This window comes from Microcystis sp. M113S1, from assembly GCF_020246945.1.
In the GTDB taxonomy this organism is placed as follows: domain Bacteria; phylum Cyanobacteriota; class Cyanobacteriia; order Cyanobacteriales; family Microcystaceae; genus Microcystis.
On the sequence record NZ_JADBSA010000149.1, the window covers coordinates 1 to 13,504 of the forward strand.

12 protein-coding genes and 1 tRNA gene are annotated in these 13,504 nt (G+C 43.0%); 10 read left to right on the forward strand and 3 right to left on the reverse strand.

Features of this window, described 5'->3' with window-relative positions; translation table 11 throughout:
- Positions 1–349: RNA-guided endonuclease InsQ/TnpB family protein (locus tag IM319_RS07455; protein ID WP_287735164.1), on the reverse strand; the 349-nt coding region annotated here is incomplete at its 3' end.
- A gap of 90 nt (positions 350–439) precedes the next feature.
- Here IM319_RS07455 and IM319_RS07460 point away from each other — a divergent pair.
- The 4 genes from IM319_RS07460 (at position 440) to IM319_RS07475 (ending at position 6,282) form a co-directional block, all read left to right on the forward strand.
- The gene (locus tag IM319_RS07460) at positions 440–1,180 is read left to right on the forward strand and encodes a hypothetical protein (RefSeq protein WP_287735165.1); all 741 of its coding nucleotides are present in this window, start codon (positions 440–442) and stop codon (positions 1,178–1,180) included.
- 5 nt (positions 1,181–1,185) lie between these two features.
- Entirely contained in the window at positions 1,186–1,458 is a 273-nt protein-coding gene (locus tag IM319_RS07465) for a hypothetical protein (protein ID WP_287735167.1), read from the forward strand.
- 256 nt (positions 1,459–1,714) lie between these two features.
- Positions 1,715–2,458 (forward strand): DUF1995 family protein, encoded by a 744-nt coding sequence (locus IM319_RS07470; protein WP_287735169.1) that lies wholly within the window; start codon positions 1,715–1,717, stop codon positions 2,456–2,458.
- Positions 2,459–2,631: 173 nt separating this feature from the next.
- Positions 2,632–6,282: a DUF7149 domain-containing protein gene (locus tag IM319_RS07475; protein WP_287735171.1), complete on the forward strand. Its 3,651-nt coding sequence runs from the start codon at positions 2,632–2,634 to the stop codon at positions 6,280–6,282.
- A 43-nt stretch (positions 6,283–6,325) separates the two neighbouring features.
- On the opposite strand, the gene bioD is transcribed toward IM319_RS07475, so the two are convergent.
- A complete protein-coding gene (bioD, locus tag IM319_RS07480; RefSeq protein WP_286824862.1) occupies positions 6,326–7,000 on the reverse strand; it encodes a dethiobiotin synthase in 675 nt (224 codons plus the stop codon).
- A gap of 239 nt (positions 7,001–7,239) precedes the next feature.
- Between bioD and ilvB the strand changes: the two genes are divergently transcribed.
- From ilvB to prmA, 4 genes are all read left to right on the forward strand, one after another.
- The gene (gene ilvB, locus IM319_RS07485) at positions 7,240–9,093 is read left to right on the forward strand and encodes a biosynthetic-type acetolactate synthase large subunit (RefSeq protein ID WP_286824863.1); all 1,854 of its coding nucleotides are present in this window, start codon (positions 7,240–7,242) and stop codon (positions 9,091–9,093) included.
- A gap of 51 nt (positions 9,094–9,144) precedes the next feature.
- Positions 9,145–9,276, forward strand: a complete 132-nt coding sequence (locus tag IM319_RS07490) for a hypothetical protein (RefSeq protein ID WP_287078135.1) — start codon at positions 9,145–9,147, stop codon at positions 9,274–9,276.
- A 328-nt stretch (positions 9,277–9,604) separates the two neighbouring features.
- Positions 9,605–11,182, forward strand: coding sequence for a phosphoglycerate dehydrogenase (serA, locus tag IM319_RS07495; RefSeq protein ID WP_002784892.1), 1,578 nt, complete (start codon positions 9,605–9,607; stop codon positions 11,180–11,182).
- Between the two features lie 134 nt (positions 11,183–11,316).
- Positions 11,317–12,213: a 50S ribosomal protein L11 methyltransferase gene (gene prmA / locus IM319_RS07500; protein WP_287078137.1), complete on the forward strand. Its 897-nt coding sequence runs from the start codon at positions 11,317–11,319 to the stop codon at positions 12,211–12,213.
- Between the two features lie 96 nt (positions 12,214–12,309).
- Here prmA and IM319_RS07505 read toward each other — a convergent pair.
- A tRNA-Arg gene (locus IM319_RS07505) sits at positions 12,310–12,382 on the reverse strand.
- 56 nt (positions 12,383–12,438) lie between these two features.
- Between IM319_RS07505 and surE the strand changes: the two genes are divergently transcribed.
- Positions 12,439–13,251, forward strand: coding sequence for a 5'/3'-nucleotidase SurE (gene surE, locus IM319_RS07510; protein WP_287735173.1), 813 nt, complete (start codon positions 12,439–12,441; stop codon positions 13,249–13,251).
- 98 nt (positions 13,252–13,349) lie between these two features.
- A partial coding sequence (locus IM319_RS07515) for a helix-turn-helix domain-containing protein (RefSeq protein ID WP_287735175.1) occupies positions 13,350–13,504 on the forward strand: 155 nt, incomplete at its 3' end.

The window sequence follows — 13,504 nt, forward strand, 5'->3', positions numbered from 1 at the left end:
AAGCAGATTTGGTAAATTCGGCACTTCCTCCTTGATGTTTTTTCTTAAAGTTAGGATACTTAGTACGACCAGCAAAGAAGTTAGTAAAAGCTGTTTGTAAATGTCTTAACCCTTGTTGTAAAGGTACACAGCTAACTTCGTTTAAAAACTCTAATTCTTCTTGTTTTTTCCAATCGGTTAGCATTGAAGAAGTTTGAGCGTAGCCTACTCTTTCTTGCTTTTCGTACCAAGCTTGTGTTCGTTCGTGGAGAGCTTTGTTGTAAACTAATCTCACACAGCCCAATGTGCGCCGCAATAGCGACTCTTGTTCGGGTGTGGGGTAAAATCGAAACGAGTAGGCTTTTTCCATGTCTCACATTTTAGCATATATTTCGTAAATGTGTTAATATTTAACAGTAAAGCCGTCGTAGAACGACGGGGTTTCAGACCCAAATTTTCGATGAAAAAATTGCCGCTAATCCTATCGGTGGGGAGTGTCGCTTTATTGTTGGTGGGATGTCCAGCTTCTAACCAAGCTAATCAATCCCCACCGCCTACCCAAGAAACCCCCACCCCCTCTCCTAGTCCCCCGGCTGCCCAACCACCCGCCTTTAGCGGTGCTGTGCAACCGGCTACCAAACCAACCACCCCAAGGGTAGCGGGATTGATTCCTGCTACCGATCCTGACCAAAAACGGGCGGAAATTAATCGCGGTCGCAGCGATCCCTTTGCCCCCTTTCCCCTACAGCCAAATATTACGATTATAGAGGAAGAAAAACCCCCAGCTGGGACTCCGGCGGCTACCGCGGCCGCAGCAGGGGGCAATCGTCCCACCCCCGCAGCCGCAGCAGGGGGCAATCGTCCCACCCCCGGACGACCGATAGTGAAAGAGCCGCCACCACCACCGCAACTGACGGAAGCAGAAGAAGTGCAAGTATCGGGCATCGTCCAATTACCTAGCACTCCTATGGCGATCGTGAAAGCCCCCGGAGAAGCCACGGAACGTCGAGTTATCCCCGGTTCTACCCTCTCTAATGGTTTAATTTTAGTTAAAGCGATCGATACTAATCCCGATAACCCCTATATTGTCTTAGAACAACGCGGTCAAACTATTACCCGTCGTTTAGGCGATGGTGTCCCCGAACCCGCCGCCGCACCGCAAGCCTCGATCAGCTATAATGTTTCCGAATCAGGAGAGTAAAACCCGTGCGATCGATTGCTATTCAACAAAAACAAACCATTATTTATCCGCGAATGCCCTTGGCTATCTATCGGGAGTTAGCCAGTCATTTAGAACAGGTTCAAGGGGTCGAAACCCACCTCACTCCCCAGCAGTTCCAACAATTCGATTATCACCAAAGTCAGATCGGTAGTCTAGAAATTAACTATACCGAGGCTTTTCAGGAAAGCGATCGCACTTTGGTGACGGCAATTCTCGATTATTATGCCCAACGTCACGGCTCCTATCAGCTTTCCTAAGCTTTCTCTCCTCACCTTTTTTTCCCAAATTACCGAATTTCTTCTTAAAAACTAAAAGTATTTTATAGGAGTTATCTTAATGCTGGGGATGATGCCAAATCCCGTCATACTTCATCTAAATTTATCTGTCAATATCACTTAATTTTATGGTCAAGAACAAGAGGATAAAAATTAAAATCTTTCTGATTTTAAGCCACCGACGACCAGTGGTAGTCACTGATAACTGATAACTGATAACTGATAACTGATAACTGAAATGACCCTACCCAATTCCCTAGAAGAAACAATCCTGCAAGCAAAAGCCGCCACCCAACTGGCTCTAGAATCGGGAGCTAGACGCGTACAAGTGGAATTAGTTATCCCAGAAATTGCTCTACAAGCGCAAGCTTTAGCCCTTGATTTTAGCTCTATTTTTGACAGTTATGGTTCTGGTTTAAGGGTAATTTTTCCCGATACTGGGGCCGCCATGTTAGCTCGACGGGATTGGGGAGAAACAGTTTTTCAACTGGGAGATTTAGGTAGTCGTTTTATTCCCATCGAAAACAAAATTAAGCGCGAAGATGAAGCTTTTTTAGTTGTTTGTCCCTCCTCGGTCGAGATTAATTCCGTAGAAAAACTCTGTAACCTTGCCGAAGAGCGCCCCGTGGTTCTTCTGATTCCCCAATTGGAAGATGTATCGGTAGTAGGTATCGGTTACGCGGCCCGACAATTGCGAGAAAGATTTTTAAGTACCCTAGAAAGTTGTTATTATTTTCGTCCCTTGGAATCAGCGATCGTTTATCGTTCCTATCCCTCTTTGTGGCAAGTTTGGCTAGAAAAAGAAAACGGTTACGAGTTAATTTCTGAACAATCCACTAAACCCATGGGCGAAGCTTTAGAAAATCTGATTCTGAAAGCTTCTAGTAATACTCCTAATGATAGTTCTAATCCTGCTAATAAAGCCAAAAAGTCCGGTTTATTTGCCACTATGGGACGCTTCTTAAAAGCATTGCAACAGTGACATACTCCCCCCGTCAAGTTAGGCTGTGACGGGGGATTCTTGACCCATTGCTGTTAGAAATTCCTTGCTTCGACGGATTGACCTCGATTGCAACTTTTGCTCTTCTATTTTAACCGATCATTTGGCAATGCTATAATAAAATTAGTCGTTAGTTTCCCTAGAGGTAAACTTTTATGATTGTCAATAAGCGAGAACTCAAGCAAGCCTTAAATCGGGTGTACTTAAAAATTAAGCCTGATGCTGAAACAATTCAGGTTTTTAAAGCTAATTTGGCGCGCTTGTTGGAGCAATGTGACAGCAAAAAGTCTGAAGAGTTTAATAAAAATTTGCTGATAGATTTTTTGAAAAATACCTATTATACTGATCGCTATTTTATCAATACAAAAGAGCGCATTGATCTGGTGATTCATAATAACCAGGATGTTAAAAGTCCAGTGGGAATCATTTTTGAGACGAAGAAGCCTACTCGGACAATAAATGCAGAAATGCCAAGACTGGATCATCTCAATACTAAGGCTTTTCAGCAGTTAGTTTTATATTTTCTCCGCGAAAGGGTGACGGATAAAAATCTTGATATTAAACACTTGATCGTGACAAATATTTATGAGTGGTTTATTTTCGATGGGAAGATTTTTGAGGAGTTATTTTTTGCTAATAAGGCGCTAGTTAACCAGTTTTGCGATTTTGAAGAAGGGAGACTGAGTAGTACGAAAACGGATTTTTTCTATCAACAAATTGCAGAACCAGCCATCACTAAAGTTATTGAGCAAATTAAGTTTACTCATTTTGATCTGCGAGAACTGGAAAATTTAGATTTGCTGGATATTTACAAGATTCTTTCGCCAGAGCATTTACTTAAGTTACCTTTTGTTAATGACAGTAATACTTTAAATAAGCCTTTTTATAATGAGCTTTTGTATATTATTGGTTTGACAGAAGTTAAGGATAAAGGGAAAAAGTTAATCGGACGAATGAAAGAAGGCGATCGCTGTGATGGTTCACTGATTGAAAATGCGATTAGTCGGTTGGATAGTTTAGATAAAATTGCACAATTAAAAAATCCTGAAGAGTTTGGAACTACGGATGAAGAACGGCTTTTTAATGTGGCGTTGCGGTTATCAATTAATTGGATTAATCGGGTTTTATTTCTCAAATTATTGGAAGCGCAGTTAATTAAATATCATCAAGGCGATCGAGATTTTGCCTTTCTGAATTTGGCGAAAGTTCCCAGTTATGATGATCTCGATAGTTTGTTTTTTGATGTGTTAGCCAGGGAGACAAATAAGCGCGAGGCTAAGGTTAAAACGACTTTTGCTCATGTACCTTATTTGAATAGTTCGCTATTTGAGCCAACGGATACGGAACAGCAAACGATTGTCATTGGCAATTTGCGGGAGCGAACTTTACCCATTTTTACAGCGACGGTGCTAAAAGATAATCGGGGTAATAAGCGAGTAGATGAGTTGAATTCTTTGGCTTATTTGTTTGAGTTTTTGGATGCTTATAAATTTGATCGAGATGAGTTAGAAAATCCTCAAGAAGATAGCGAAAAGTTAATTAATGCTTCGGTGTTGGGGTTAATTTTTGAAAAGATTAATGGTTATAAAGATGGTTCTTTTTATACGCCGAGTTTTATTACCATGTATATGTGTCGGGAAACAATACGACGAGCGATCGTGCAGAAGTTTAATGAAGTAAAAGGCTGGAATTGTCAAACTTTAGATGATTTGTATGAACGAATTGAGGATAAAAAAGAGGCGAATACTATTATTAATAGTCTAAAGATTTGTGATCCGGCGGTGGGTTCGGGACATTTTTTAGTTTCGGCTTTAAATGAGATAATTGCGATTAAGAGTGAGTTACGGGTTTTATTAGATAGTTCGGGTAAGTCCTTAAAAGATTATCGGGTAGAGGTGCGAAATGATAAGTTACTGGTTTACGATGATGAGGGGAATTTATTTGCTTATCATCCCCATAACCAAGAAAAGCAACGGGTACAGCAAGCCTTATTTCATGAGAAACAGACGATTATCGAGGGGTGTTTATTTGGGGTGGATATTAATCCTAATTCCGTGACGATTTGTCACTTGCGGTTATGGATTGAGCTTTTAAAGAATGCTTATTATCGAGAAGATGGCAATTTGGAAACTTTGCCAAATATTGATATTAATATCAAGTGTGGTAATTCTTTGATTAGTCGCTTTGCTTTGGATGTGGATGTTAAACAGGTTTTACAGAAGCAGAAGTTTAGTATTGAGCAATATCGCAATGCTGTACAGACTTATCGCAATGCAGAAACTAAGGGACAAAAGCGGCAGATGGAAACGCTGATTGCTAAGATTAAAGCTGGGTTTAGTGCTAATTTATTAATTGGTGATCCTAAGAAGGTGAAGTTACGTCAATTACAAGGGGAGCTTTATAATCTGGAAAATCAGGGTTTATTGTTTGAGGAGACTAAGACGGAGCAAAAAGCGCGGGAGAAAAAAGTTACTAAGTTAAATAATGAGATTGATAAGCTAACTGCTGAAATTGCAGATATTGAAAGCGGTAGGCTATATGAGAATGCTTTAGAATGGCGGTTTGAGTTTCCCGAAGTGTTAAATGATGACGGGGATTTTGTTGGGTTTGATGTGGTGATTGGGAATCCTCCTTATGTACCGTCAAAAAATCTAGATGAAAAAGAGAAAGCTTTATATTATGAACATTACAAGACTACAGAATATCAAATTAATACCTTTGGGATATTTACTGAGTTAGGCATAAAAATATTGAACCAGAAAGGTTTTCTTGGCTTAATAATTCCAAATTATTGGTTAACAACTAAATATGACAAAAAATTGAGAAAATTCTTGTTTGAAGAAAATCGAACAACCAATATAGTAAATGTATATAATATTTTTGAAAGTGCCGTAGTTGAAACATTACTTTTGTTTTCAAAAAAAGAACCAAATAATGATGAGATACATATTTGTAGTATTGATCGTAATATCTCTACAATTAATGAAAGATTGGAAGCAGTTATGCTTTCTCATTGGAGCTATGACCAAAAGATTACTGTTTCAGCTTTAGATGAAGAATTAACTATATCATTCAACGATAAAATTAAAATTAATGCAGAAACTCAAATAGGTTCTTTATTTGATTTGAAATTCGGAGCAAAGTTATATGAGATAGGAAAAGGAAATCCTCCTCAAACTAAAAATGATGCTAAAAATAGAATTTATGAATCTGAATTAAAAATAGATAATAGTTATATTCAATTATTACGAGCTAGGGATATCCAAAGATACAGACTTAAAACTGATAGCTACTATGTAAAGTATGGAGAAAATTTAGCCGCACCACGCTCGATTTCAATATTTGAAGGTGAAAGAATATTAATTCAAAGAATTTTTTCAAGAAAAACATTAGATGCAACTTGTGTAGATGATACGATAATCTGTAACACAGATGTTATTACATTAAAGCCCAAAAATAACACGCTAAATGTTAAATTTTATTTAGCAATTATTTGTTCTAAGCTTTGTGCATCTGTGCTAAAGTCTCAAAATGTAAATTTAGACAGAACTGCTTTTCCAAAAATAAATACTAAAACTCTATCAACTTTTCCAGTTCCTAAATATAAGCACGAATATATCGACATCACTGCACTTGTCAACAAAATTCTCGCCGCTAAAAAAGACGATCCTACTGCTGATACAAGCGAATTAGAAAAGCAGATTGATCACTTAGTTTACAAACTCTATCAACTGACATATAGTGAGGTAAAAATCATTGATCCAGAATTTGCACTAACAGAACAAGAATATCTGGAATTACCCTAATTTATTCTCCGTTTTGCCTTTTGCCTCGTCTGGCCCAAGCAATTTAAATGCTTGACAGCTTAATTTCCGGCCAACTAGCTACCACCGAGGCCAATTTATCCAAATCCCGACGATCTTCGATAAAGGGAAAAACACCTAAAACTGGACAATTAGTCAAGGATTGAATTAAATCGATCGGTGTTAACTGCTCTATTTCCGTCTCAGTGCGCGGTTCGAGACAATTAAGGATAATTCCGCCCAAATTCACCTTTTTCTGCTCTGCTAGGGCAATATTAGCCACCGTTTGGGAAATCGCTCCCAATTTCACCGGCACCACTAAAAGAGTTTTTAACCGCCATTGAGCCGCTAAATCCGCCACAGTTAGCTCGTGGGTGACAGGACAACCTAAACCCCCTAAACCCTCAATTAAAACCAAATCTTGGCTTTTTTGTAGGTTCAGCAGAGCTTGCCACACTGTCCCTAAAGGAATATCTCGACCTTCCAAATCAGCAGCCACAGGAGGCGCTAAGGGTGCTTGATATTGCAGCGGTGTGATCATTTCTAATTGACCCTGAAATAAACCCTCATACCATTCTCGATCGCCTTGACCCGTTTGCATTAATTTCATCAACCCCAGGGCCTTCGACGGATAGTATTTTTGCCAATAAGCCACTAAAGCAGTGGTGACAACGGTTTTACCCGCATCGGTATCCGTAGCCGTAATCAAAAGACTATTCATAAAACTACCGGGCTAAGTCAAGATCAGGTGAAATCACCAATATTTATCATCTTATCCCCACTTCCCCACTTCCCCAGATATTGCATGGGTAAGATGCAAAAAGAAAAAAAACTGCGGCCAAAAAGGTGAGATGGAATACACTAAAAGTATAAGGTTATCAATTTTGCTATTTTTCCAGTTGCATCCTAGGCAACAGAATTGCAATTATCCCTCTAGTTAGAAATTGGACGGTTTGCCCTGTGGTTTCATCACTTCCCAAGCCCAATGACTCTTTAACAACGGTTCCCCAGCGTTGTTCTGGTGCTTATGCCTTGATGGACAGTCTCAAACGTCATGGTGTTAAGCACATCTTCGGTTATCCCGGTGGTGCGATCCTACCCATCTATGACGAACTCTACCGCTTTGAAGAACGGGGAGAATTACAACATATTTTAGTTCGCCACGAACAAGCGGCCGCCCATGCCGCCGATGCCTACGCTAGGGCCACCGGCAAAGTGGGAGTCTGTTTCGGTACTTCCGGCCCCGGGGCGACCAATTTGGTGACAGGCATCGCTAACGCACACATGGACTCCATCCCGATGGTGATTATCACCGGTCAGGTGAGTAGGGCGGCCATCGGTTCCGATGCTTTCCAAGAAACCGATATCTATGGTATTACTCTCCCGATTGTTAAACATTCCTATGTGGCGAGAAATGCCCGCGAAGTAGCGAGAATCGTCGCTGAAGCCTTCCATATCGCCAGTACAGGACGACCGGGACCGGTTTTAGTCGATATTCCCAAAGATGTCGGTTTAGAACCATGCGATTATATCCCCGTCGAACCAGGAGATGTGAAACTAACCGGTTATCGTCCCACGGTTAAGGGCAATCGCCGTCAAATCGAGGCCGCTTTACACCTCTTGGAAACCGCCGAAAAACCTTTACTGTACGTTGGTGGCGGTGCGATCGCAGCGAATGCCCACGCCCAAATTGCCGAGTTTGCCGAGCGTTTTCAGTTACCCGTCACCACCACGTTAATGGGGATCGGTGCTTTTGATGAACATCATCCCCTCTCAGTGGGAATGTTAGGAATGCACGGCACTGCCTACGCTAATTTTGCCGTGACCGAGTGTGATTTATTAATTGCCGTCGGCGCTCGTTTTGATGACCGAGTAACCGGGAAATTGGACGAATTCGCCTCGAAAGCTAAGGTAATCCATGTGGATATAGACCCCGCCGAAGTGGGCAAAAATCGCGCCCCTGACGTGCCGATTGTCGGGGATGTGCGGGTAGTTTTAGAACAAATACTCCAAAAAGCCAGAGAATTTGATTATCCCACTAATTCCGATCGCACCCAAGCTTGGTTAGCCAAGATTGAGCGCTGGCGACAAGATTATCCCCTGCAAGTACCTCGACCGGAAGGCAGACTTTCCCCCCAAGAAGTGATCGTTGAGGTGGGTCGTCAAGCACCCCACGCCTACTATACCACCGATGTGGGCCAGCATCAGATGTGGGCGGCCCAATTCCTCAAAAATGGACCCCGACGTTGGATTTCTAGCGCGGGATTGGGGACGATGGGTTTTGGTTTACCCGCTGCTATGGGGGCCAAGGTGGCCATTCCCGATGAGGAGGTCATTTGTATTAGTGGTGATTCCAGTTTCCAAATGAATCTACAGGAATTAGGCACCCTAAGTCAATTTAATATTCATGCCAAGACGATTATTATTAATAATGGTTGGCAGGGTATGGTACGTCAATGGCAAGAAGCTTTCTATGGGCAACGTTATTCTAATTCCAATATGGAAGTGGGAATGCCAGATGTGGAACTGTTAGCCCAAGCTTACGGCATTAAAGGGATTACTATTCGCCATCGAGAGGAATTAGCCGCAAAAATTGCCGAAATGTTGGCCCATGAAGGTCCAGTTTTGGTCAATGCGATCGTGACTAAAGACGAAAATTGTTATCCCATGGTCGCCCCTGGCCAAAGTAATGCCCGTATGATTGGTTTACCGAAAATTGTCACCAAGGGTTGTGAAATGCTCGATTGTCCCAGTTGTGGCGCGGTTAACAGTTGGAATAATAAATTCTGTCCTGAATGTGGGGCGAAATTGTAGCCGAAAATTGTTAATTAATTAACCAGCCTCCGTTAAGTATAACGGAGGTTTTTGGCTTTTTCTCTACTATTTAAACATCATAGAAATTGTCAAACAGAAGCAATGGCAGCCCTAGAAAAAGCTTTAGAAAAAGAAGCGCAAAACTCGATCGCCACCGTGATTAAATTAGCAATATCTCAGTGACACTAAATCCGTTTTTAATCCTGTGATTAACTGCCGATCTAACTTTAAAAACCCATTTATGGATTGTTTCCCCCCTATCCCCTATCCCCTATCCCCTATCCCCCATCCCCCATCCCTTCTCTCCTATACTTTTTAAACAGGATTTAGTATGACAAAGACAAGAGGCTGAAATCAACACCATGGACGACAATGAGAAGGACAACCTAAAATCTTTTCGCTAATTTTGCCATAGACTGCACCCTTTGCTTCTAAAATGGGCTATTGCGGCTAGACCCGAATATTGGTCTAGCATTTGCCCGTAGACTGAAAAAAGCACGTTATAAAGATTATGGCCAAAGTTCTGGTATCCGATTCGATCGATCCGGTAGGAGTAGAAATTCTGTCACAGGTTGCCCAAGTGGACGTGAAAACAGGACTATCCGCCGAGGAAATCATTCAAATTATCCCCGAATACGACGCACTGATGCTCCGTTCCAGTACCCGCGTCACCAAAGAAATCGTCGAAGCGGGCAGCAAACTGCAAATTATCGGCCGCGCAGGGGTAGGAGTCGATAATATCGATGTTCCCGCGGCCACTCGTCAGGGTATTATTGTCGTTAACTCTCCCGAAGGTAACACGATCGCCGCTGCCGAACACGCCTTGGCCATGATGTTATCCCTCTCCCGTCATATTCCTGATGCCAATCAGTCGGTAAAAGCGAATAAATGGGAAAGAAATCGCTTTATCGGCACAGAAGTTTATAAAAAGAACCTAGGAGTCGTTGGTTTAGGTAAAATTGGCTCCCACGTCGCCGCCGTTGCCAGATCCCTAGGCATGAAAATTCTCGCCTACGATCCCTTTATTTCCAAAGAACGCGCCGATCAACTCGGTTGCACCCTGGTGGATCTGGAACTACTCTTTGCCGAGTCCGATTTTATCACCCTCCACGTCCCGAAAACTCCCGAAACCCAGCATCTCATCGGTCGGGAAACCATCGCTAAGATGAAACCCACAGTCCGCATCATTAACTGTTCCAGAGGCGGCATTATCGACGAGTTGGCTTTAATTGAAGCCCTCGAATCCGGTAGAATCGCTGGGGCAGCCTTGGACGTATTTGAACAGGAACCTTTAGGCGAATCTAGATTAAGAGAATTATCTAACGTCATCCTCACTCCCCACCTAGGCGCATCGACTACGGAAGCACAGGTTAATGTGGCTATTGATGTGGCCGAACAAATTCGCGATGTCCTCCTCGGTTTGCCAGCGCGTTCGGCCGTTAATATCCCCGGACTAACTCCTGATGTTATGGAAAAACTGCGCCCTTACCTGCAATTAGCGGAAACTATGGGGAATCTCGTCAGTCAGTTGGCAGGAGGTCGCTGTGACTCGTTAAATGTCCGTTTACAGGGAGAATTGGCCACTAAAGACAGTCAACCTCTGGTGGTAGCGGCAATTAAGGGTTTACTTTCCCAAGCCCTCCGGGAACGGGTAAACTATGTTAACGCGGCGATCGAAGCTAAGGAACGCGGTATCCGGGTAATCGAAACCCGGGATGCTTCCACCCGCGACTATTCGGGATCGATTCATTTGGAAGCTAATGGTTCTATGGGGACCCATTCCGTTACCGGAGCGCTGTTAAGTACGGGAGAAATCCGCATTACTGACCTCGATGAGTTCCCCATTAACGTGCCACCGAGTAATCATATGTTATTCACCCTTCACCAAGATATGCCCGGTATTATCGGCAAAATTGGCGCACTTTTAGGCAGTTTTAATGTCAATATCGCCAGTATGCAGGTAGGACGCAAAATTATTCGCGGTGACGCAGTTATGGCCCTGAGTCTCGATGATCCTTTACCAGAAGGTCTTCTCTCGGAAATTACTAAAGTCCCCGGTATCCGTGATGCTTACACGGTAAAACTCTAGATTAAATCAGTTATCAGTAAACAGTAATCAGTAAACAGTAATAAGTGAAAAGAAAGCTCCGAACTTGCCACTTAATACTGTTGACTGAAAACTCAAATTTGATAACTGATCCCTGATCACGGATAACTGAATATATGTCTAATAGTTGGTGGGAAATTACGGTTTTGTGCGAACCTAGTCTCGAAGAAACGGTTTTCTGGAGACTGGAAAATTTTGGCTGTTCGGGAACGGCCACGGCTAAAAAACAATCCTCTTTAGAGATTAAGGCCTATATACCAGAAATTAAAGCGCAATTGCCCGATTTAGAGGCACTAAGCCTCTGGTTAAAGCAGGATGCTTTGATTTTAGGTTTTCCTGAACCTGTCACCAATTGGCAGTTAATAGACGAGGAAGACTGGGCCAGCAGTTGGAAACAACATTGGCAAATTAGCGAGATCGGCGATCGCTTTTTGATCTGTCCTGCTTGGTTAAATCCCCCCGAAAATAACCAGAGATTGGTGATTAAAATTGACCCCGGTTCCGCTTTTGGCACGGGAACGCACCCCACCACCCAATTATGTCTAGAATCCCTAGAAATGCGTTTAAGTAGCAATCCAGAGAATAAAATTATCGCTGATATCGGTTGTGGTTCTGGCATACTGGCGATCGGAGCGATTTTATTAGGAGCCAAAAAAGTTTATGCTGTTGATACAGATCCGCTGGCGGTGAACGCGACGCACAGTAATCGCCATCTCAACCGAATTAACCCCGAAAATTTAGCTATTAATCAGGGTAGTGTCGAGGAGTTATTAGAATTAATTCCCGATGGTGTCGATGGCATCGTTTGTAATATTTTAGCCGAGACAATTATCGCTTTAATGCCCGAAATCACCCGTCTGGCAAAACCCACCACTTGGGGAATTTTAAGCGGCATCCTCGTCACCCAAGCACAAGCAGTTACAGATATTTTAGAACCCCAAGGCTGGACAGTGGCTGCCCTGTGGAAACGTCAAGAATGGTGTTGTCTGCAAATTCGTCGCACTGTGGACTAATAGACATCTCCAATAATCAAGATTTTAGCCCAGTAGATCAGGCTTCTAGCCTGATTTCTGGAGATGTCTCCTGAATACTGACTCCTGTTGTCTGAACGAGTACGGAGGGAGTCGAACCCCCGACACCCAGGACCGGAACCTGGTGCTCTATCCTCTGAGCTACGTACCCACAATAAAATACTATTATATTATACCACTAGCCGATGCAGTAGATCAGAAATTCCTATGACTAGCGATCGCCCTTTAAAACTACTGATCAGTAACGATGACGGCATTTCCGCCCTAGGAGTCCGCACCCTCGCTAACACCCTCGCTACTGCGGGCCATCAAGTCACCGTAGTTTGTCCCGACGGCGAGCGCTCTGCTACCGGTCATGGCTTAACCTTACACCATCCCATCCGGGCCGAACAGGTGGAAGGAATTTTTCATCCCGATGTGATTGCTTGGTCCTGCTCGGGAACTCCCGCCGATTCGGTGAAATTTGCCCTTAGTGCCGTCCTGAAAGAGCGTCCCGATTTAGTTTTAGCTGGCATTAACCACGGGTCTAATCTCGGCACCGATATCCTCTATTCTGGCACGGTTTCCGCAGCCCTGGAGGGCTTAATCGAGGGTATTCCCAGTATTGCTTTTAGTCTGGCTAGTTTTAAAGCCTGTGATTTCCAACCGGCCGCCGATTTTGCCCTCACTTTAGCCAGGAAAGTTGCCCTTAACCCTTTTCCTATTCCCACTTTACTCAATGTTAACGTCCCGCCGGTTAGTAGTGGCGAAATCAAGGGGGTGAAAATCACTAGGCAAGGATTGCGACGCTACGAAGAAACCTTCGAGAAAAGACTGGATCCTAGAGGTAAAAGTTATTACTGGTTAATTGGGGAAGTAGTGGAAGATATCGAACAACCGGACTATACCCATTTACCCCCAGAAGTGCCTACGGATGTGCGCGCTATTGGCGAGAATTTTATCACCATCACGCCCCTACAATACAATTTAACTGATGTGCAGGGTTTTCAACATTTGCACCGGAATTCTTGGTTTGATTGAGGATCATCGAAAATTTTGGGTCTGAAACCCCGTCGTTCTACGACGGCTTTACTGTTAAATATTAGCGCATTTACCAAATATATGCTAAAATGTGAGACATGGAAAAAGCCTATTCGTTTCGATTTTACCCCACACCAGAACAAGAGTCGCTATTGCGGCGCACTTTGGGCTGTGTAAGATTAGTTTACAATAAAGCTCTCCATGTCAGAACACAAGCATGGTACGAAAAGCAAGAAAGAGTAGGATATACTGA